The organism is Staphylococcus sp. GDX8P114P-2 (assembly GCF_017892945.1).
Lineage (GTDB): Bacteria > Bacillota > Bacilli > Staphylococcales > Staphylococcaceae > Staphylococcus > Staphylococcus arlettae.
The window spans coordinates 355,003-377,496 of sequence record NZ_JAESMB010000016.1 but is presented as its reverse complement, the minus strand read 5'-3'; the positions used below and the strand labels follow the sequence as shown (position 1 = coordinate 377,496).

Here is a 22,494-nt window from a genome sequence, read left to right as displayed (position 1 = left end):
GATTTCGTCTTCCCACCCCGGCAAGGATGACTAGTATTGAAACAAACTTGGGTTGAAGCGCATTTTCAATGCAGTCATCTAACTTCCAACATAAAAAGAGGTTGGAACAAATCAATGATGTCCTAACCTTCATAACGTAGACAAATCCTTTGCATTAATTTGCGAAGGATTTGTCTATTTTCTATTTATATAGCTTTGTCAAATTAGTAGTGCTTTTTCGTATATTTACTTAGTAGGAGATAATGTCGACCTAGCGAATTATCTGATACATATAATCTATATCCTATTGGCAATGATTATGCCAACTACAGTGGGTAAAGCACTAGCCGAAGACTACAGGCTGAGGCAGTGCCCACTGAAAGCGTGCATAAAAACTGTCAATATAAAAAGAAACTAGGACGAATCAATATTGTCCCAGCCTCTAATCAAATATCTTGTTGATTTACAGGTAACCATAATTGTATTTTTGTAAAGCTATCCTCAAAGGAAATATCGAAAGGATACACTTCTACATATAAACTGTTATGTTCATAAGGTAATGATAATTGTAAACTTGTTTCGATATAGTGCCATGCCTCATTTGTTACATAATCAATTTCACCTTGTAAATTAAACTTAGCGTATTGTCGTTCTGGTAAATAACGACTTTCTAAATGCTCAGGGTATCGATCACTCGGCACACCTACAAATATTTCTACGCCATATTCTAAAGGGCAGCTAATAACATATAATTCATGTGGACTCATATTATTATAGCGCTGCAACTCAGTTATTTTACCTTCTATCACTAAATCTTCTAAAAAGTCAGGTACTTTAAAAGGATTTTCAATATCTACAGAGTTAATGAATTTTGCATAACCTACCAAATTCAGACCAGCAGTTATTTCCAATCTAAATGTATAAGGTGCTTTTTCAGTGGTAGTTACTTTCAAATATTGCCTATTTTGTACTTTTAATCGTTCTTTTTTAGCATTTGCTTGTAATGGTGAAATACCATGAAAATCACTAAAATCATATGCAAAATCATTCGTATTTGCATAATGATATTTTTTTGCTATATCAACTAAACGACCTGATCCATCAAGAAGTTCTTGTGCAGCAACAGTCATTTTTCGTGCTTGTGCATACTCACTCGGTGATAAACCAACAATCATTTTGAATGATTGATCTAAGTGATAAGGTGAAAGACCTACGTAATCACTCAATGTTTGCAAATGAAATTGTTCTAGCAAATGGTCTTCAATATAAACGATTGCTTGCTGAATTTGCTTGATAACGTCCAAAACTTTCACTCCTAAAACTTACAAAGCCGAAATCATAAAGCAACAGAAACTATGTTACAAAAGTTGCTTTCGTTTTATAAAAAATCTTATTATTACTTATGTATAGTTTACCTTATTTGAAGCTTAATAACACCTATATTGGTGTGTAACATTTTGCCCTATAAAATTTGTAGCGTTGGTGTTTCCAATAACTAAAATAATAACACAAAAAGGAACAAAGAAAAAAGCGACAACATCAGTGTAAAAAGACACTGTGTTATCGCTTTTTTGTGCTTTTAATTATTAATGAATATCATCCCACCAATGGAAACCATCTCTACTTAATAGTAAATCACTTTCCAATGGTCCATTAGAACCAGCAGTATAGTTAGGGAATTCAGGTGCTGTTTGATCCCATTCATTTTGAATAGCATCGACAAATCTCCAAGTTGATTTTAATTCTTCCCAATGAGTAAAGTTAGTAGCGTCACCATTTAAACAATCAAATAATAAGTTTTCATAAGCATCAACTGTATTCATTTTATCTTGTGCACTCATAGCATAAGATAATTGTACAGGTTCTGTCTCAATGCCTTGAACATTTTTCTTAGCATTTAAATGCAATGATACGCCTTCATTTGGTTGAATATTGATTACTAATAAATTAGAATCTAATTTTTTATCTGTTTCATAGTATAAATTCATAGGTACTTCTTTAAATTCAACAACTACTTGAATCGTTTTACTCTTCATACGTTTACCTGTACGAATATAGAATGGTACACCAGCCCATCTAAAGTTATCAATTGTCAATTTACCAGCGACAAAAGTAGGGGTCGTTGAATCTTCAGCAACACGATCTTCATCACGATATTTTCTTACTTCTTGTCCATCAATAACACCGTTATCATATTGACCACGTACAAAGTTTTGGCTTACTTCTTCCGGTTCTAATTTACGTAAAGATTTTAATGCTTTTACTTTTTCAGCACGAATGTCTTCACTGTTTAAACTAATAGGGGCCTCCATAGCTAATAATGCGACCATTTGTAACATATGATTTTGTACCATATCTTTTAGTGCACCACTTGATTCATAGTACCCGCCACGATCTTCGACGCCTAATACTTCAGAAGAAGTGACTTGTATATTTGAAATGTATTTATTATTCCATAATGGTTCGAACATCGCATTTGCGAAACGTAAAACTTCAATGTTTTGTACCATATCTTTACCAAGATAGTGGTCAATTCTATATATTTCTTCTTCTTTAAATGAACGTCGAAGTTGTTCATTTAATTGTTCAGCTGAAGCCAAATCTGTGCCAAATGGTTTTTCAATCACTAAACGTTTAAAACCATCTGTATTTGTTAATCCAGAAGATTTTAAGTAATCAGAAATCACACCAAAGAATTTTGGAGCCATCGCTAAATAAAATAGACGATTGCCTTCTAATTTAAATTCTTTATCTAATTTATTACTGTACTCTAGTAGAGATTCATAACTTGCTTCATCACTCACATCATGTTTGTGATAAAAAACATGTTCCATAAATTTATCTAAATGCTTGGTGTTTTTAACGTGTTCTTGAATTGATGATTTCACTTGACTACGGAAATCATCGTTAGTTAACTCTCTTCTACCTATACCGATAATCGCAATATGCTCATTTAAATTTTCTTGTTGGTATAAATGAAATAACGATGGGAATAGTTTTCTGTGGCTTAAATCACCTGTTGCTCCGAATATTGTTATTAAACATGGTATATTCTTATTTCTAGTACTCAAGATAAAAACCTCAATTCTTTTTTAAAATCTTCTTTAATTATAGACTAATTAATCGTATAGTTCATACCATTTTGCTTATAATCAATTTTTTCTTTACTATAACATTCTTAATTTTATATGCTAAAATGTATTCAAGAAGAGGGGGCACGTTCATGGAAATCACATTTTTCGGCACAAGTGCTGGCTTACCTACGAAAGAACGTAATACACAATCTATCGCACTTAATTTAGAACCTTATTCTAATAATATATGGTTATTTGATGTTGGTGAGGCTACACAACATCAAATCTTACACCATTCCATAAAGTTAGGCAAAATAGACCATATTTTCATAACACATATGCATGGTGATCATATTTTTGGACTACCAGGCTTATTAACAAGTCGTTCGTTCCAAGGTGGGGAAGGCAAACCATTGACTATTATAGGTCCTAAAGGGATAAAATCATTTGTCGAAACAACATTAGCTTTATCTGAATCAAGATTGAATTACACATTGACATTTATTGAACTCGACAATCATTTTGCGTATCAGCATAATGGTTTTACAGTTACAGCAGATATTTTAAATCATGGTATAACTTCATTCGGTTACCGTATTGAAGCACCACAAACCTCTGGTAAGATAGATGTCCAAGCTTTAAAATCAATAGGGCTAGAACCGGGACCTAAGTACCAAGAAGTAAAAGAACACGAAACGTTTGAGTTTGAAGACGTTATTTACAATTCTTGTGATTTTAAAGGGGCACCGACACCGGGACCCATAGTTGCTATATTTGGAGATACTAAACCTTGCGCAAATGAATATCAAATTGCATTGAATGCGGATGTTATGGTGCATGAAAGTACATACATAGAAGGTGACAAAACTTTAGCGAATAATTATCACCACAGTCACATTGAAGATGTATTTGCTTTAATGCAGAAAGCTAATGTTAAACATAGTCTAGTAACACATATTAGCAATCGATACACACTTGAAGAGGTAGAAGCAATTTATAATGACTTATTGCAAGGTGATACATTACCAAGTTTTCAATTTGTTAATGATTTTGACTCTTACCAAATATAAATAGATGAAGTAGTCCAAGGCTACTTCATCTCAGTTCATACACAATGTCTAAATTTAACATTACATCGACTATAAGTAATAAATAATAGCTAATTATTATTAATTTAATAATTAGCAGTGCTTTGGCTAACTCCTGCGGAAAAGGCACTTGCCGAAGACTACAGACTAAGGCAGTGATCACAGAATGTGTACAAAAAAAACTGCCAACAAAGTTGTAAACTTTATCGACAGTTTGAAGAGGCTGGGACAATATTGATTGTCCTAGTCTTTTTTCGTATTGGCAGTAGCTGACTGCATTGAAAATGCGCTTTAAACCAAGCTTATTTCAACGCTAGTCACCCTTGCCGGGGTGGGACGACGAAATCATTTTTTCAAAATCAGATTTCTGTCCCACTCCCTTAAACTTCGTCATCTTGATTTGATAATTCTACACTTCTATTAACTGCAGAACGTAGACAATCTTCAAAAATACCTTCAATATCATATTCCGATAAGGCATTTAAACCTGCTTGCGTAGTACCGCCTTTAGAAGTAATATTTTTTCTCAGTTGTTCCATGCTCAATTCAGAACGTTCAATCATTTTACTTGTCCCAATAATTAAATTTCTAATTGATTCTTCTACTTGGTCTTTTTCTAAACCTAAACGCGTACCTGCAGTTACGTATTGTTCGAATACATGATATAAAAATGCTGGGCCGCTTCCTGTAATTGCTGTTACTTGGTGTAAATTATCTTCTGATACTTCAATAACAGAGCCAAATGCATTAATTAGTTCATCTACTTCTTCTTTTGAAGAAGGGCCGAAGTTGTTTGAAAAACTTATACCAGTCACCGAATGTCCAACATGTGCATTTGTATTTGGCATTATTCGTGCTACTGGATTTTTTGTATCTAGTAATTCTTGGATATAGCTTATCGGTAAGCCAGCCATAATTGAGATGAATTTATTTTGTTGAGCAATATGTGGTTTTATGCGTTCAGCTAAATTTTCAAAATCATATGGTTTTGTACCTAAAAAAACGTAATCGGCATCAGCAAGTAGGGCGTGGTCATCATAACTATAGTTCACACCTAATTCTTCTGCATATGCTTTTAGTGCACCTTCATTTGATCTGTTCGTTAGATAAATGTCGTTCGACTCAATAACATTTGAGTTTACTATGCCGGTGAATATAGCATGTGCCATATTGCCTGCCCCATAAAATACTAGTTTCATGTAGTTTCAACACTTCCTTATCTTTTGATGTTTCTATACTAACATAGATAATGAATATTCCTAATATTTTCTGTCGATACTTACATATCAATGTCGTTTATCCTATAATTAAATCATTACAAATAAAGGAGCGTTATAATGAGTAGTCAACACTTTGTTTTGACCGGTGCTACGAGTGGTGTAGGGTTATCCTTATTAAAGTTACTGCTACAACAAAAAGTTAGAGTAACTGTTTTAGTACGGTCACCACAAAAATTAACAGCATTAAAAAATAAAGACGAAGACAATTTATTGCAAATTATAGAATGTGATTTACTTAATATGGATGATATTAATGGGTTGCAACAATATTTTCAAAACACCACGATTACTGGCTTAATTTATAGTGCAGGAATGGGTTACTTTAAATCTATATCTGACCATAGTGCCCAAGAAATCACTGACACATATAATTTGAATGTAGTCCATTTCAACTTATTATTTAAAGTTTTGCAACCTTATTTAGCTACAAAAGCTACAATTGTCGGTATAGGGAGTCAAGCTAGTCATATTACACAGGCATATGCTGCTCATTATGGTGCCAGCAAAGCTGCTTTTAATCAATTACTCAATGCATTACGTCTCGAGCATCCTAATTACCATGTCATGGTTGTGAATACCGGTCCGATTGATACTGCATTTCATCAAAAAGCTGATCCTTCATTAACATACGCCCAAAAATATCAATCAATAATGCTTGATGCGGATACATTAGCAAAAGATATTATTAATGGTATCATTTGGAAAAAGACAGAAATCAATAAACCTTATTGGATGAATGTATTACTTAAATTTTATAATTTAGCACCTCGTACGTTCGAGCGATTGTTACCTAAATTATTCAAAAACAAACAATAAAAAATGGTCACATCTAAACAAATGATAGTTTACGATGTGACCATAATAATATTTTTATATTAATGGATTGATATTCAAAATATGACTTTTTACTGTAGGTGTTGTGTGTAATTTAAATCTTTTACGCGTTCACGTGCTGCTTTTAATTGATCGACACCAATGGCTTTAGCAGCTTTATAATTTTCAATATTTTCATCTAATTGCTCAACGCTACTTGCACCTACAATAATGGAACCTAACGCATTTTGTGATTGTAAATAGTTAAAAGTTAGTGCTGTCAGGTTATTTTCTACTTCTTTAACAGAAGCGATTGTTTCTCCAAGTTCTTGATAACTATAGTCAAAAATACCGTCAGCAAATTTGTTATCCAACGCTTGATTGCTGTTTGCTGTTAATAATCCTTTAAAAACAGGACCACGTGCTAAAATTTTAACATTATGTGCATGTATTTCATCTACAAGCGCTTCGGGTCTGTTATCAATTAAATTAAATTGAGACATGAGTGTTTCAATGTCACTATGCTCTAAATAATAACGAATAACATTTGGTCGAATAGAAGAAATACCATAAGCTTGAACTATACCTTCTTGCTTTAACTCCTCAAATGCACTTATCGTTTCATCTAACGGATCATCAATTGTGCCTCCGTGCAATTGATAAAGTTGTAGTTCGTCTAATCCTAATCTGTGTAACGACTTTTTTACAGAAGATTTTATGTGTTTTTTTGATGGATCCCAAAATGTCGAACCATCTTGTTGTAAATGATTACCTACTTTAGTACCTACAACAATATCATCTCTATTTTGGTATTTTTTAAGTGCTTTACCTACGATTTCTTCATTCACACCTTTATCATAAATATCAGCTGTATCAAAATAAGTGATACCATGTTCAATTGCACGTTCAATGATACTTTCAGCATGATCATATGCTGTACCAAGACTCATACAACCTAAACCAATTTCTGATAATTCTATGCCACTTTTTAATATGTTCTTTTGCATGTTAATACTCCTTTCGATACACTAATTAAATAAGATAAAGAGGTGCCATTTAGTCGTTGCAAAACACTGAATAATTAACATATGACATAATGTAAATATGCCCATGTGTTTATACTACACCTCAATTATCAATAAATTAATCTTAACAATAACTTATACTAATTAAAAGGACAGTGATTACGATGGAACTAAACGAAAAAACAATTGCCAAAACTACGATATATAATGGCAAGATTATAGATTTAGAAGTCCACGATATAGCTTTACCCAACGGACAAACGTCAAAACGTGAGCTTGTTAAACACAATGGCGCTGTTGCAGTATGTGCTATAACACCTAATAATAAAATCATATTAGTGAAGCAATTTAGAAAACCTATAGAAAATACTTTATTAGAAATACCAGCAGGTAAACTAGAACTAAATGAAGACAGAACATCGGCAGCACAACGCGAATTAGAAGAAGAAACTGGTTATATTGCTGACGATTTACAGTTAATCACAGAAATGTATGGTTCTCCAGGGTTTACAAATGAGAAAATATCAATTTATTTTGCTGATAACTTGAGAATTGGTGAAATGAATTTAGATGATGATGAGTTTGTAGAATTACATGAATTATCAATTGAGGAAGCAACCACAAAATTACAAAACGGCGAAATTACAGATGCCAAAACCATTATAGCCATTCAATACCTATTACTTAATTATAATCATTCTAAATAAAAAGTATTTAAACTTGCACATTTTATCAATTATTGGTATTTTATATATGAATCATTATGTAAATTAAAATGATTATAATTATTAGTAGAGGAGTGAGGCTTCCGTGGAAGAACGATTAAATCGCGTGAAGCAACAATTACAACAGTCATCATACAAATTAACTCCACAACGTGAAGCAACTTTAAGAGTTTTAATTGAAAATGAAAAAGATCACTTAAGTGCTGAAGATGTCTATTTAAAAGTAAAAGATAAAGCACCTGAAATAGGTTTAGCAACGGTTTATAGAACATTAGAATTATTAGCCGAATTAAAAGTAGTAGATAAAATTAATTTTGGCGATGGCGTTGCTCGTTTTGATTTACGTAAAGAAGGGGCTAAACATTTTCATCATCATTTAGTTTGTATGGAATGTGGAAAAGTTGAAGAAATTGAAGAAGATTTGTTGCCACAAGTAGAAGAAAAAGTAGAACACGATTTTAACTTTAAAATTTTAGATCACCGATTAACTTTTCACGGTGTGTGTGAAACTTGCCAATCAAAAGAAAAGTAAATCACAACCACTTAAATGTTGAGGTGTGAATATGGAAACAATCAAAGATGAATACTTGAAATTCATACAGTTAGAGAAGGGCTTAAGTAGTAATACTATAGGCGCTTACCGTAGGGACCTAAATAAATACATTACATATCTACAAGATCATAAAATTACACATATAGACTTTGTAGATCGTCAAACTTTACAACAATGTTTAGGTTTTTTGCATGATGAAGGTGCATCAACAAAATCATTAGCAAGATTTATTTCAACCGTACGTAGCTTTCATCAATTTGCTTTAAGAGAGAAATATGCCGCAAAAGACCCTACTGTTCTTATTGAAACGCCTAAGTATGATCGAAAATTACCTGACGTACTTGCAGTAGATGAAATTTTAAGATTGTTAGATGCTCCTGATTTAAGTAAAAATAATGGTTATCGAGATCGAACGATATTGGAATTATTGTATGCTACTGGTATGCGAGTTACAGAATTAATTGATTTAGAGGTTGAAAATGTTAATTTAATTATGGGATTTGTCAAAGTGTTTGGCAAAGGAGGCAAAGAACGTATTGTCCCTTTAGGAGATACAGTAATTGGCTACTTATCTACATATCTTGAAACAGTTAGACCACAATTGTTAAAAACAACTGTAACTAACGCTTTGTTTCTGAATTTACATGGCAAGCCTTTGTCACGCCAAGGTATATGGAAAATGATAAAACAAAACGGCATCAAAGCTAATATTAATAAAACTTTAACTCCTCATACGATGCGCCATTCATTTGCAACGCATCTTTTAGAAAATGGTGCTGATTTACGTGCCGTACAAGAAATGTTAGGGCACTCGGATATATCAACCACACAATTATATACGCACGTGTCAAAATCACAAATTCGTAAAATGTATAATGAATTTCATCCAAGAGCATAACAATTAAAAATCCACAAGCACTGAAAACAGCGCTTGTGGATTTTTAATTGAAACCGTGTAATTTTCGTTGTTGCAAAGCTTGCTTTCTAGCAGCAATTACTTCTGAACGATCACGTTTTATATGATGATGAACAATATAGTCGTCATCAATTACATACGGTGTCACTATATAATTGGGAAATTGTTGGATTATCTGTTGCTCAAACGCAGTGTTAAGGGGTAAATGGACAGGCGCAAAAGGCTGCTCTTGACCCACGTTATCTATCATATTTTGAACTAATGATTTATAGGTAGTTATATCTAAGCCTAAATCTGGTTTAATGTTAACTGCATTTATTACGGACAATGCCTTTATAAATGATCGTTTTGCTCCTATTAAATTGCCTCTACGATAATGATAACAACCTGTAGAAAATAATATTAAACTAACAATTGCATCATTTTTATTAAAATGGGGATTTTCTTTCCACGCTTCTTCTAAAATATCATGACATAAAAAATAATGTTGTTCAGTATGAAATTGAAAATAAAATAATTTCAATGCTTCTTTCATTTTATATCGCTCCAAAATTTAATGTTCTTCGTAAACATGGTATAATATTTTAGTGAATTACGCACATAACTTGCAATATGAGGTAGATAAAAATGTATGAAGTGAAATTAGATGCTTTTAACGGACCTTTAGATTTGTTATTACATCTTATCCAAAAATTTGAAATAGATATTTATGATATTCCTATGAAGTCTTTAACAGAGCAATATATGCAATATATTCATGCAATGAACCAATTAGAAATCAATGTTGCAAGTGAATATCTCGTTATGGCCTCCGAATTATTAATGATTAAAAGTAAATTATTATTACCACAAACTGAAACAGAAATTGAATTAGAAGATGATCCCCGTGAAGATTTAGTTGGACGTTTGATTGAATACCAAAATTATAAAGAGTATACAGAACTGTTAAACTCTAAAAAGGCAGAACGTACTTGCTATTTTTCAAAACATCCAACTGATTTATCTCATTTAGAGCGCAATGAAACGTGGGATAGCAATCAAACTATTGATTTAACAGAACTTATTATTGCATATCAAAAAGTAAAAAATAGAATCGCTTTTCAAACACCTAAGACTGTAGACATACATAAAGAAACTTTCACAATTCAACAAGCAACAACGCAAGTACAATCAAGATTGCAACAAGAACAGTCATTCAATTTTTTTAGCTTATTTAATTTTACCGAACCCGTAGAAATGGTCGTTACACACTTTTTAGCAATATTGGAAATGTCAAAATCGGGAATTATAAATATAGAACAAACAAAAAGTTTTGAAGATATTCACATTATAAGGGGAGTAAACTATGGCATTAACGGATAAAGGCATCTTAGAAGCCCTGTTATATACAGCTGGTGATGAAGGCCTCGAGACTAAACAACTAATTGAAATTTTGGAAATTACAGAAGATCAATTAACAACGTTAATCAATAATTATGAGTCAGAAGGTCTGATGATTCAAAAATTTGGGACGACATATGTCTTAACAACACAAAAAGCTGCTGCGCATTATATCGAAAAACTAATCGAACAAAAATCAAATATGAAATTATCACAAGCTGCTATGGAAGTGTTGTCTATTATAGCTTACAACCAACCCCTTACACGTGGAGACATTGAAATGATTAGAGGTATTAACTCTGATGGTGCAGTTAAAACACTCATTGCAAGAGGAATCATCGAGGCAAAAGACGAAGATAATTCACGTAGCCAACAACTCTATACTACAGATTTATTTTTAAATGTCTTTGGTTTAGAAAGTTTAGAAGCTTTACCTACAACAGATGAAGAAGACGAAGAAATAGAAGAATTTTTCAGTAATTTAGTTAACCAAAAAGGAGAATATAATGAGTAAAGAGTTAGAAAGATTACAAAAACGTATTGCAAATAGTGGTTATACATCACGCCGTAAAGCAGAAACATTAATAGTTGAAGGCAAAGTTAAAGTTAATGGAACAGTAACTGATGAGTTAGGAACAAAAGTAAAACCATCTGACGTCATAGAAGTAGAAGGTATTAAATTAGAGCAAGAAGACAAGCTTTATATTTTATTTTATAAACCATCACAAGTCATAACAAGCGTCTCTGATGATAAAGGCCGTACAGTTGTTACTGATTATTTCAAAGAACTTGATACGCGTATTTATCCAGTAGGCCGATTAGACTATGATACTTCAGGGCTATTATTACTGACAAATGATGGTGAATTTACCAATTTGATGACGCATCCTAGATACAAAATTCAAAAAAAATATGTTGCTAAACTTAAAGGCTACTTAATGCGTGAAGAAGTAAAAGCATTAGAAAAAGGTATTATGCTTGAAGATGGTTTAACTCAACCGGCAATCGTTAAAGTTAAAAATCAAGACAAAGAAAAGAATACAACATTAGTAGAAATTACTATTGCAGAAGGTAGAAATCGTCAAGTAAGACGTATGTTTGAACACTTTGGTCATACAATAAGCAAACTACAAAGAATTGAATTTGGACCGCTCAATTTGAAAGGCTTAAATGCAGGTGAAGGTCGTGTCATGACACCTCATGAAGTTAAAACTATACGTCACATGGCAGAAAACGGCTAATTAATGTGACTAATCTATGACATTAGCTAAATCTTTGAGAAAAACTTCACAAACTTGTTCTGTTTGTGAAGTTTTTCGTTAATTACTGTGATATAATACAATTAAATTATAAAGTAATCATGTGTGGGAGGTATTAAACATGCCAAACGAAATACTCGTCGTAGATGATGAGGATAGAATCAGAAGATTATTAAAATTATACTTAGAAAGAGAGTCTTTTGAAATTCATGAAGCGAAAGATGGTAAAGAAGCATTGGAAATGGCTATTCACCATGACTATGCTTGTATCCTATTAGATTTAATGTTGCCAGAAATGGATGGTATAACTGTCGCTTCTCGACTAAGAGAATATAAGGAAACACCTATTATAATGCTCACTGCTAAAGGCGAAGAAACGAATCGTGTTGAAGGCTTTGAATCTGGTGCAGATGATTACATTGTTAAACCATTTTCACCTCGCGAAGTTGTATTACGTGTCAAAGCATTGCTGAGACGTACTCAAGTAGCACACACAGAACAAAGTGAACCACATGCTAAGGATTTGATTGAATTTGATCATCTGGTGATAGATAATGATGCACATCGTGTTTTAGCTGATGACAAAGAAGTGAATTTAACACCTAAAGAGTATGAATTATTAATCTTTCTCGCAAAAACTCCAAATAAAGTTTTTGATCGTGAACAACTATTAAAAGAAGTTTGGCATTATGAATTTTATGGAGATTTACGAACTGTAGATACACATGTCAAACGTCTTAGAGAGAAATTGAATCGTGTCTCTAACGATGCGGCTCATATGATTCAAACTGTGTGGGGTGTAGGCTATAAATTTGAGGTACAAACAGACAATGAATCGACTGAATAATGTTGTCATAAAACTGTGGTTAACTATTATCTTTATAGTAACGACAGTTTTAATTTTATTAAGTGCCGCTCTCATCACTTTTATTCAATCATACTTCACACAAGAAACTGAAAACTCTTTGCTTGAGGACGCTAAACAAATTAGCCAACTTGTCGCAGATTCCGATAATAAAGACATTGCTATTGAACATAGTCGCAAGTTAATTGAAGGACCAGTGGGCTTAATCATTATGCCTGATAAAGACAAAGCACAATCCAATAAAAATCAAATCAAAAAACAAATGTATGAAATTATACAAACAGACAAGGACTATCAACAAGTATTTGATAACGGTAAACAAAAATCTGAACATATTAATATTACCGTTAATGGAAAACAACGTACTTATGTGCTTATTGGCTATCCAACTCAGCATATTAATGGCCAGTCGGACAGTAAATATAGCGGTGTATTCATCTATCAAGACTTAAAAAGTATAGAAGAAACAAATAATGCTATTACTGTCATTATTCTTATTATTGCTGTTATTTTTCTTGCTATTACTACTGTCTTTGCGTTCTTTTTATCTTCAAGAATCACTGAGCCATTAAGACAGTTACAAACACAAGCACTTAAAGTATCACAAGGCGAGTATACCCAAACGCCTCCAGTAAATTCCAAAGATGAAATAGGCGAGCTATCACGCGCATTTAACACAATGAGCTCTGAAATTCGACAACATATCGAGGCTTTATCATCTTCCAAAAATATTAGAGATAGTCTCATTAACTCTATGGTTGAGGGTGTTTTAGGTTTTAATGATAAACGAGAAGTTATTCTGTCTAATGAAATGGCTCGAGATATTATTCACTCTATGGATGAATACAGCTCAGAAAAACTAGATCAACAAAATGAGCGAACATTAAGAAATAAAACGACACAATTTGAAGAATATGAAATTAACACCCGTTATTTTGTTATAATAATGAGTTATATTGAACAAATTCAACCTGATGGTCGCAGTGGTATCGTTGCTATTATTCGTGATATGACTAATGAGCATAATTTAGATCAAATGAAAAAAGATTTTATCGCTAATGTATCGCACGAATTACGAACACCAATCTCACTGCTTCAAGGTTATACTGAGTCCATAGTCGACGGTATCGTAACTGAACCTGAAGAAATTAAAGAATCATTATCTATTGTATTGGATGAAACTAATCGTTTAAACAGATTAGTCAATGAGTTGTTAAATGTTGCACGTATGGATGCAGAAGGTTTAACAGTCGAAAAAGAGCTACATTCTATAGATGAGTTATTAGAAAAAATGCAACAAAAATATAAACAACAAGCAATTGATTTACAATTAGAAATGTATTTAAATGCTAACACTGGTGGTCAATATTGGTTATTTGATTTAGATCGAATTGAACAAGTACTGACAAACTTAATTGACAATGCTACTCGTTACACTGAACCAGGTGATGTTATTACTATTAATTATGGCGAAACTGACACTGAAGATATCTTATATATCAATGATTCAGGTACAGGTATCGCACCTGAACATTTAGACCAAGTATTCGATCGATTTTATAAAGTTGATACATCTAGAAAGCGTGGTAAACAAGGTACTGGTTTAGGCTTATTTATTTGTAAAATGATTATCGAAGAACATGGTGGTAACATATCAGTAAAAAGCGAACTAGGCGTTGGAACAACGTTTATCATTAAATTACCTAAAGCATAATTAATTATTAATCTATCTTGAGCAATAGTATTGTTTTTAACCGAGTAATAAGCTATGATATATCTATAAAATTTGTATATTCATCTTCGGGGTAGGGTGCAAATCCCAACCGGCAGTAATCAAAGCCTGCGACCCATATTGTTGTTTTTAGACAATATGGCTGATCTAGTGAAAATCTAGAGCCGACAGTAAAGTCTGGATGGGAGAAGATGGAGGATTTAGGCATTTTATTTAGCATTTTTCCTCCTATTCGAAGTAAGATGAATGGAAGGAGAAAACTAAATAATGCGTAATAATCAAAAAAAGCTTATCACTATAAGTATGTTAAGTGCGGTAGCGTTTATTTTAACTTTTTTAAAAGTTCCTATACCATTTCTGCCACCGTATTTAACATTAGATATAAGTGATGTACCTGCACTATTAGCAACTTTCACACTTGGACCTGTAGCAGGTATCATTGTAGAGTTTGTTAAAAATTTACTTAATTTCTTATTTAATATTGGGGATCCAATTGGTCCTATGGCAAACTTTTTTGCAGCAACATCATTTTTAGTGGTTGCTTATCTTGTAGCTAAAAATAAACATAATACTAAATCCTTAATTATTGGATTAATCAGTGGCACAATTGCTATGACGATAGTCTTAAGTATACTCAATTACTTTGTATTGTTGCCACTATATGGCATGATAATGAATTTAACAGACATTATGCATAATTTGAAAATTATTATTGTTTCTGGTGTTATACCATTCAATATTATTAAAGGTATTGTAATTTCAATTATCTTTATCTTATTATATCGTCGTCTTAGTAAAGTGATAGAATCATAAAAAGTGCACGGGATATAAATATTTCTGACTAAAAAATAAACGTCAATTTCTATTAAGAAGATATAGAAATTGACGTTTATTTTAGTTTTATGAAATTTTCTAGCTCGCTGTACTATTTTCTTTCGTATATATATTACCATTTAGGAACACCAAATTTTACTTTATGGTAGTGATTTTGAAATGTGCTGACGCCCGGAGGAATAGTATAAGTGAGAGACTACAGGCTCGAACCATACCCTAGGCAAGCATGCACGGTCAAAATCGTAGGTTTTAAATATAAGAGGAGACTGGAACGAATCAATGTTGTCCCAGCCTCCTCTTATTTTGAGAATAAGGATTTACGTCCCATTCTCAATTCTTACCGTGATTGTCAATCGTCATCAACAAGCACTTATTCAAATTTTAAAGCATCCCCATCAAATGGTTCCTCTTCAATTTTAATAGAATCTGTTGGACAACCTTCCAATGCATCTTCCATATCTTCATATAATTCTTCAGGCACTTGCGCTGTGCCTTGGTTGTCATCAAGTATAACATATGCTATACCTTCGTCATCGTAGTCATATATATCAGGGGCAGCGGCGCCACATGCACCACATGCTATACATGTATCCATATCTACTATCGTATATTTAGCCATTTCTTTCGCCTCCTTTGACAAAAATGCTACAATAATATCATACCTAATATTGTAATCATCCCATTTATTTTTTCAAATGTTTTTGTTTAATAAATAAGAGGAGTAAAACATGTATAATATATTAAATTTTGTGCATTCGCAAGCACATGATTACAAAACTCAAAAAAGCATATTTAATATTATCACAGGCAAAAAGTCTCATCAAACCTTTTTTGATGCTTCTAGCCAACATCTACTTTCATTTTATCATAGTTTACCCAACTTAAAATATCATTCATTCGAGCGAATTTTAACGGAAACTAATGATAATCATACTAATTTAACATTAAAGTGCAACAATAAGCATACCTATGACAGTATGCGTAACACTTTTAATGCCTTACAATTACTTATCCAAACTATTTCGTGTGATATACACAAATTTTATCAATTCACACCAGTATCTCAACAACTACAAGTTCAAAAACAGGTAAAAAAACTATTTAATACTATTAAAAAGCAACAAGAAACAGATAATTTTCTAGCCGAACTACAACAATTGTTGACTGCCATTCATGATACAAACGGTAAAACTTACATACATTATTATTTACAAGGCTATAATGAAAGTATGTATACGCGACAACAAGTTAGTTTAATAGAGAATATCCCACAACATCTGTTAATGGAGTTAGAATACAATGATTTAGTTGAGATGGTTACCCAATTAGAGAATAATTCAAAATATCCATTACTTCATCAACTCGTTTTGCGTCCACCTTTATTAAATAAAACTGAACAAACTTTGCACAGTATACTGGCGCAGCAATCTTTAAATGATATTTTACGAGAGCAAAACGTCAAAATAAATACAATTGAAGATCACCTCATTGAATTATTTATCAAAGGTTATTTATCTGATTATGAAACATATGTAACTACTCAAATGATGGGGGACTTTAGTCACTACTATCCTGAGCATTCAAATGAACGATTGAGAGATATGAAAGCAAGATTTTCTGATTTAAGTTATTTCCAACTTAAACTACTGATTGTCGGTTATCAAAGAGGTGAACTAAATGCTACATAAGGCACTAAAAACTTGGTTTGGTTTTGATCATTTTAATGAAGGACAAGAAGAGATCATTACAAGCGTTTTAAAAAATCAACCTACATTAGGTATTTTACCAACAGGAAGTGGCAAAAGTTTATGTTATCAATTGCCAACTTATATCAAAAGACAACCAACACTTATCGTTTCACCCTTAATATCCTTAATGGATGACCAAGTGAGTCAAATGAAAGCACAAGGAGAATCATCTGTCAGTTGTGTACATTCTGGGATGGACGCTGAAGAAAAACGTCAAAACATCGACAAGTTATCATCTAGTCGCTTTATCTTTTTAAGTCCCGAATTCTTATTACAAGGTACTAATATTAAGCTCATAAAGAATATAAATCTCGGCATGATTGTCTTAGATGAAGCACATTGTCTATCTGAATGGGGCTATGATTTCCGACCTCATTATGCATTAATTAGAAAGGTAACAAAATACTTTCCTCAAGCTACATTGTTAGCGTTAACTGCTACAGCTCAACCTTTTTTAATCGATGATTTAAATGATATGTTGGAAACAAAGTTCCATCAAATTAAAACAACTATGAATCGAAATAATATTATGTTGTCTCATAAAAATTTTAGTAACGATGACGAAAAATTAACATGGCTATTACCGTTTATAGAAAATTCTGGGCCCACAATTATTTATGTATCTTCTAAAAAAATGTGTGCCACTCTTGCACATGCTATATATGAACATGGCTTTTTAACTGGAATATATCATGGAGATATGTCTTACCAAGAAAGGCATACTGTTCAACATCAATTTATTAACAATGAAATTCCGGTTATTGTAGCTACGAGCGCTTTTGGTATGGGAATTAATAAAAAAGACATAAGAACTATTATTCATTATCATTTACCAACGAGCCCCTCAAACTATTTACAAGAAATAGGAAGAGCTGGTAGAGATGGTACTTTAAGCCAAGCGATTAGTTTATATCAACCAGACGATAGTTTCTTATTAGAAACCTTGTTGTTTACTGACGCCATATCAGAAAATGATATTCAATCATTTGAACTTGGTGAATTAATTGATATGAATAAGCATGAAATATTAACAGTGTTAAATGAAATATATACAATCCAAACGCTTAAACGTATCTTTAACACAGTATTTCGACGAAAACAGTTAAGCTATTATAGAATGCTTGGTTATATAAATCTTGATCAATGTCGAAGAAAATACTTACTAGAATTTTTTGGTGAGTCATTTATTAACAAGCCCACTTATTGTTGCGATATAGACAGTGAAGAATTAGACCTAAAACAATTAAATAGAAAAAAAGTAAAACGAAAAATGGATTATTTAGAAAAATTACAAAGTTTGTTCAAATAAATGAGTAATTGCTTTACTTCACTTTTTTAATCAAGCTATAATAAAGCATATAACAAGTATAATTTTATTTTCATTAAATTGTTATACATATCTACCATTGTATAGGGTATAGCTTTGTATGCAAAAAAAGCAAAAGGAAGGATGAGCGGTTTGTCTAATAATAATTTTAAAGATGATTTCGAAAAAAATCGTCAATCTATTGACCCGAAAGAACATCTAGATACTGATAAAGCGAAAGGTTCTGTAGACAATGAAACGGAAAAAGTCACAGATAAGGCTGACGAGCAATTTCCACCAAGAAATTCACAGCGTAGACAACGTAGTCGTAGTACTGCTACAAATCAACCAAATTCAGAACAAGACACTGTGAATCAAGAAGATCATGATGAACAACATCCTACAACAGACAACAACGATTCAGATGTAGAACGTCAACATGATGAACATGATACTGACCGTGATGCGCAACAGGACTCAAACAATGAGCCTGATTCACAAGATGAATCAAGTAACAACAAGAAAAAAGGGGCCGCTGTTGCAGGTAGTGCTGCTGCTGTTGGCGGAGGTGCATACGCTGCCAAAAAACATCATGACAACAATCAAGAAGGACAACACGATGATGCTCAATCACATGATGATAGTGATAAACAGCAAGATCAAGAGAACAAGCAGGTAGATGATCAGCAGCAAAATGATGACAATGACACCAATAATGATTCTAAAAATCATAAAGGTAAGAAAGCTGGTGCTGCAGCCGCTGCAGGTGCAGGTGCGGGCGCTGCTGGTGTAGCTGGTGCGAAATCACATGATAAAGATAACAGCAAACAACAAGAATCAAACAAAAATGAATCAAAAGATGGAAAAGATAAGAAAGCCGGTGCAGCCGCTGCAGGTGCTGGTGCTGCGGGTGGTGCTACTGCCGCTTCCAAAGCTTCACATTCTGGTGGTAATGGAGGCAATGGCTCCGGTGGCAATGGTGGCAACGGAGCCGGTGATAATAATCAACATGATAACGACGGCAAGAAGAAAAAAGGACTACTTGGTAAATTATTGCCTATACTTGCCGCGATATTAATTTTAGCAGCTATTGCTATTTTTGCAGGAATGGCTTTAACTGGTAACAATGATGATGGTAATAGCGATAACGACAATAAAGTTGCAAATAAATCAGACGATAAAGATAAAAATGCTGATGACAAAGACAATAGCAAAGATAAAGACAAAGCTTCAGATAGTGAAAATGACAATGATTCAAACAACGAACAATCATCAGACGAAAACAATAATGGTGATAACGCAACATCTGATGATTCTAATGCTAATGATTCAGCTAACAACTCAAGCAATTCAAGTGACTCAAGCAACTCACAATCATCAGACCAAGATGGTCAAAGTACTGCTAACACTAGTGGCGAAAATGCTAGTGATGCTGGAAGCTCATCTGATCAAAATAGTCAAAGTCAATCACAACAAAGTCAGCAAAGCTCTGATAATCAACAATCAGATCAAGCAAACAGTAATACGTCCGATTCTACAGACGATAGTAGTCAAGCCACAAACAATGATTCACAAGGTCAACGTACACATGTTGTAAATGGTCAAAACTTATATCGTATTGCTATTCAATATTACGGTGAAGGCTCACCAGAAAATGTTGAAAAAATTAGAGAAGCTAATGGTATCTCAGGCAATGACATTCATAATGGTCAACGTCTAGTAATACCTCAATAATGAAAATGAAAGACCGAGCAGTAATTGCTCGGTTTTTTTGTGCAATTTTAATATAAGTTTTATAAAAATTCAGCGACTTGCAACACAATTTCATTTCGATTATTTGGATTTTTCTATACTATTGGTATAATATATTAGTGGTTAAAGGAGGCAGACAATAATGCAAACTGTAGAAAGCATAATTATCGGTGGTGGCCCATGTGGTTTAAGTGCCGCAATCGAACAAAAGAAAAAAGGAATCGAAACATTAGTAATAGAGAAAGGTAATGTTGTAGAAGCTATTTATAATTATCCTACACATCAAACATTTTTCTCATCCAGTGATAAATTAAGCATTGGTGATATTCCTTTTATTGTAGAAGAAAGTAAACCACGTAGAAACCAAGCATTGGTTTATTATAGAGAAGTAGTAAAACATCATCAACTTAATATTAATCCTTTTGAAGAAGTATTAACTGTTAAAAAAATCAATAATCGTTTTACTATTACAACAACTAAGGATGTATATCAGTGTCGCTTTTTAACTGTCGCAACAGGTTACTATGGCCAACATAACCAGTTAGAAGTTGAAGGTGCAGAACTGCCTAAAGTAAAACACTACTTTAAAGAAGCTCATCCTTACTTTGGACAAAACGTGGTTATTATTGGTGGGAAAAATTCTGCGGTTGATGCGGCTTTAGAATTAGAAAAAGCGGGCGCACACGTTACCGTTTTATATCGAGGTCAAGATTATCCTAATGCTATTAAACCTTGGATATTACCAAACTTTGAATCATTAGTGAGAAACGAAAAAATCAATATGGTATTTAATGCTCAAGTAACCAAAATTACAGAAACATCTGTTCAATATGAAAACGATGGTCACACATATGAAATTCCAAATGATTACGTCTTTGCAATGATTGGATATCATCCCGATTATACTTTCTTACAATCTATTGGTATCGATATTAATACTAATGAGTTTGGTACTGCTCCCGTATATAACAAAGAAACATTTGAAACAAATGTAGTCAATTGTTTTATCGCCGGTGTGATTGCAGCAGGAAATGATGCAAATACAATATTTATTGAAAATGGTAAATACCACGGCGGTATAATTACTCAAAGTATTTTAACTAAAAAGCAAACACCTTTAGAATCTTAAAAAAAGCTAGTGTCTTATAATATATAGACACTAGCTTTTTTATTATAATTGTGATTCAAAATATTTCTTTAATTGTTCATAAGACAAATTATTACTTAAGCCAACTAATAATTTTAACCTAGCTTTAGGACCGTTTAGACCATTTGAGAAAATAACACCTTTTTGTTCTAATGTTGCTCCGCCACCTTCATATGCATAAATGGGGCCGACTATACCATTAAAGGAACGAGAAACTAATACAATTGGAATGTTTTTAGCTAAACATTGTTGCAAACCTTCTAAACATGTAGGAGGTAAATTACCTTGTCCTAATGCCTCAATGATAATTCCATCAACATTCTCATTACTATAAAATGATAACACATCACTTTTCATTCCCATATAAGCTTTGATTAGAGGAATATTGAGTTCAGCATTAATATTATTTAAGATCATATGGTCATATGGGCGATGATGAAACTGAACACTATTTTTAGTAATAACACCTAATGGACCGTGGTTAGGACTTTGGAACGTATTAGTATTAGATGTGTGTGTCTTTGTCACGTTTCTTGCAGTATGAATCTCATCATTAAAGACAACCATAACACCATTATTTGCTGCTTCATCTGTAGATGCTACTCGAATAGCGGAAATAAAATTATATAAACCGTCTGAACCAATTTCATTTGATGAGCGCATTGCTCCAGTAATCACAACTGGTTGTGTTATATCCATTGACAAATCTAGCAAATAGGCAGTCTCTTCTAATGTATCAGTGCCGTGAGTAATTACATAACCATCATATTCATGTATACTGTGTGCTTCTTCAATTATTTGTTTCAATTGTTGGATATGATGAATTTGTATATGTGGTGATGGTACATTCATTGGGGTTATTTCGGTTACATCTGCATACTTTTCAATTACCTCTGCGTGATTTGATATTGGATTATTAGCATTGGTAACAACTTGATTTGACTCATCTTGCGACATACTAATAGTACCGCCTGTATGGATGACAAGAAGTTTTTTCATGACTGCATTCCTCCTATTT

At 32.9% G+C, this 22,494-nt stretch carries 22 protein-coding genes and 1 riboswitch; of the genes, 15 read left to right on the top strand and 7 right to left on the bottom strand.

Features of this window, described 5'->3' with window-relative positions; all coding sequences use genetic code 11:
* Window positions 1–425: 425 nt before the first annotated feature.
* On the bottom strand, window positions 426–1,283 hold the full coding sequence (locus tag KA845_RS10395; protein ID WP_002511212.1) for an effector binding domain-containing protein: 858 nt from the start codon (window positions 1,281–1,283) through the stop codon (window positions 426–428).
* A 282-nt stretch (window positions 1,284–1,565) separates the two neighbouring features.
* The gene (gene zwf / locus KA845_RS10390) at window positions 1,566–3,050 is read right to left on the bottom strand and encodes a glucose-6-phosphate dehydrogenase (RefSeq protein ID WP_002511211.1); all 1,485 of its coding nucleotides are present in this window, start codon (window positions 3,048–3,050) and stop codon (window positions 1,566–1,568) included.
* 152 nt (window positions 3,051–3,202) lie between these two features.
* On the opposite strand from zwf, the gene rnz reads away from it, so the two are divergent.
* A complete protein-coding gene (gene rnz, locus KA845_RS10385; RefSeq protein ID WP_002511210.1) occupies window positions 3,203–4,123 on the top strand; it encodes a ribonuclease Z in 921 nt (306 codons plus the stop codon).
* A 398-nt stretch (window positions 4,124–4,521) separates the two neighbouring features.
* Here the strand turns inward: rnz and proC are convergent, their stop codons facing one another.
* On the bottom strand, window positions 4,522–5,340 hold the full coding sequence (proC, locus tag KA845_RS10380; RefSeq protein WP_002511209.1) for a pyrroline-5-carboxylate reductase: 819 nt from the start codon (window positions 5,338–5,340) through the stop codon (window positions 4,522–4,524).
* A gap of 138 nt (window positions 5,341–5,478) precedes the next feature.
* Here proC and KA845_RS10375 point away from each other — a divergent pair, with 138 nt between their 5' ends.
* Window positions 5,479–6,237: an SDR family NAD(P)-dependent oxidoreductase gene (locus KA845_RS10375; protein WP_021458756.1), complete on the top strand. Its 759-nt coding sequence runs from the start codon at window positions 5,479–5,481 to the stop codon at window positions 6,235–6,237.
* Window positions 6,238–6,326: 89 nt separating this feature from the next.
* On the opposite strand, the gene KA845_RS10370 is transcribed toward KA845_RS10375, so the two are convergent.
* Window positions 6,327–7,241 carry an aldo/keto reductase gene (locus KA845_RS10370; RefSeq protein WP_002511207.1) on the bottom strand — a complete coding sequence of 305 codons (915 nt, stop codon included), beginning with the start codon at window positions 7,239–7,241 and terminating at the stop codon, window positions 6,327–6,329.
* Window positions 7,242–7,423: 182 nt separating this feature from the next.
* Between KA845_RS10370 and KA845_RS10365 the strand changes: the two genes are divergently transcribed.
* From KA845_RS10365 to xerD, 3 genes are all read left to right on the top strand, one after another.
* Window positions 7,424–7,966 (top strand): NUDIX hydrolase, encoded by a 543-nt coding sequence (locus KA845_RS10365; protein ID WP_002511206.1) that lies wholly within the window; start codon window positions 7,424–7,426, stop codon window positions 7,964–7,966.
* A gap of 103 nt (window positions 7,967–8,069) precedes the next feature.
* Window positions 8,070–8,516: a ferric iron uptake transcriptional regulator gene (gene fur, locus KA845_RS10360; protein WP_002511205.1), complete on the top strand. Its 447-nt coding sequence runs from the start codon at window positions 8,070–8,072 to the stop codon at window positions 8,514–8,516.
* A gap of 31 nt (window positions 8,517–8,547) precedes the next feature.
* The gene (xerD, locus tag KA845_RS10355; protein ID WP_103387876.1) at window positions 8,548–9,435 is read left to right on the top strand and encodes a site-specific tyrosine recombinase XerD; all 888 of its coding nucleotides are present in this window, start codon (window positions 8,548–8,550) and stop codon (window positions 9,433–9,435) included.
* 43 nt (window positions 9,436–9,478) lie between these two features.
* Here xerD and KA845_RS10350 read toward each other — a convergent pair whose 3' ends face one another.
* Window positions 9,479–9,988, bottom strand: coding sequence for a DUF309 domain-containing protein (locus KA845_RS10350; protein ID WP_021458758.1), 510 nt, complete (start codon window positions 9,986–9,988; stop codon window positions 9,479–9,481).
* Window positions 9,989–10,080: 92 nt separating this feature from the next.
* Here KA845_RS10350 and KA845_RS10345 point away from each other — a divergent pair, with 92 nt between their 5' ends.
* The 6 genes from KA845_RS10345 (at window position 10,081) to KA845_RS10320 (ending at window position 15,502) form a co-directional block, all read left to right on the top strand.
* Window positions 10,081–10,815, top strand: a complete 735-nt coding sequence (locus KA845_RS10345) for a segregation and condensation protein A (protein ID WP_002511202.1) — start codon at window positions 10,081–10,083, stop codon at window positions 10,813–10,815.
* Window positions 10,799–11,347, top strand: a complete 549-nt coding sequence (scpB, locus tag KA845_RS10340) for an SMC-Scp complex subunit ScpB (protein WP_103387878.1) — start codon at window positions 10,799–10,801, stop codon at window positions 11,345–11,347. The genes KA845_RS10345 and scpB overlap by 17 nt, the downstream gene beginning before the upstream one ends.
* On the top strand, window positions 11,340–12,074 hold the full coding sequence (locus KA845_RS10335) for a pseudouridine synthase (RefSeq protein WP_103387879.1): 735 nt from the start codon (window positions 11,340–11,342) through the stop codon (window positions 12,072–12,074). Before scpB ends, KA845_RS10335 begins: the two co-directional genes overlap by 8 nt.
* A gap of 139 nt (window positions 12,075–12,213) precedes the next feature.
* Window positions 12,214–12,939, top strand: a complete 726-nt coding sequence (locus KA845_RS10330; RefSeq protein ID WP_021458761.1) for a response regulator — start codon at window positions 12,214–12,216, stop codon at window positions 12,937–12,939.
* Complete coding sequence (locus KA845_RS10325; RefSeq protein ID WP_210128044.1) at window positions 12,923–14,671, top strand: ATP-binding protein; 1,749 nt, start codon at window positions 12,923–12,925, stop codon at window positions 14,669–14,671. The genes KA845_RS10330 and KA845_RS10325 overlap by 17 nt, the downstream gene beginning before the upstream one ends.
* Before the next feature lie 78 nt (window positions 14,672–14,749).
* Window positions 14,750–14,886: riboswitch (FMN riboswitch) on the top strand.
* Window positions 14,887–14,956: 70 nt separating this feature from the next.
* Window positions 14,957–15,502 carry an ECF transporter S component gene (locus KA845_RS10320; RefSeq protein WP_210128042.1) on the top strand — a complete coding sequence of 182 codons (546 nt, stop codon included), beginning with the start codon at window positions 14,957–14,959 and terminating at the stop codon, window positions 15,500–15,502.
* Between the two features lie 391 nt (window positions 15,503–15,893).
* On the opposite strand, the gene KA845_RS10315 is transcribed toward KA845_RS10320, so the two are convergent.
* The gene (locus KA845_RS10315; protein ID WP_021458763.1) at window positions 15,894–16,142 is read right to left on the bottom strand and encodes a ferredoxin; all 249 of its coding nucleotides are present in this window, start codon (window positions 16,140–16,142) and stop codon (window positions 15,894–15,896) included.
* A gap of 109 nt (window positions 16,143–16,251) precedes the next feature.
* Here KA845_RS10315 and KA845_RS10310 point away from each other — a divergent pair, with 109 nt between their 5' ends.
* The 4 genes from KA845_RS10310 to ypdA all read left to right on the top strand — a co-directional run bounded on the left by KA845_RS10310 (window position 16,252) and on the right by ypdA (window position 21,458).
* Window positions 16,252–17,211, top strand: a complete 960-nt coding sequence (locus tag KA845_RS10310; RefSeq protein ID WP_103387883.1) for a helix-turn-helix domain-containing protein — start codon at window positions 16,252–16,254, stop codon at window positions 17,209–17,211.
* Complete coding sequence (locus KA845_RS10305) at window positions 17,201–18,580, top strand: RecQ family ATP-dependent DNA helicase (RefSeq protein WP_210124488.1); 1,380 nt, start codon at window positions 17,201–17,203, stop codon at window positions 18,578–18,580. The genes KA845_RS10310 and KA845_RS10305 overlap by 11 nt, the downstream gene beginning before the upstream one ends.
* Window positions 18,581–18,721: 141 nt before the next feature.
* Window positions 18,722–20,311, top strand: a complete 1,590-nt coding sequence (gene ebpS / locus KA845_RS10300) for an elastin-binding protein EbpS (protein WP_210128040.1) — start codon at window positions 18,722–18,724, stop codon at window positions 20,309–20,311.
* Window positions 20,312–20,471: 160 nt separating this feature from the next.
* The gene (ypdA, locus tag KA845_RS10295; RefSeq protein WP_167867890.1) at window positions 20,472–21,458 is read left to right on the top strand and encodes a bacillithiol disulfide reductase YpdA; all 987 of its coding nucleotides are present in this window, start codon (window positions 20,472–20,474) and stop codon (window positions 21,456–21,458) included.
* A 42-nt stretch (window positions 21,459–21,500) separates the two neighbouring features.
* Here ypdA and KA845_RS10290 read toward each other — a convergent pair whose 3' ends face one another.
* A complete protein-coding gene (locus KA845_RS10290; protein WP_103387885.1) occupies window positions 21,501–22,475 on the bottom strand; it encodes an asparaginase in 975 nt (324 codons plus the stop codon).
* Between the last annotated feature and the right edge of the window lie 19 nt (window positions 22,476–22,494).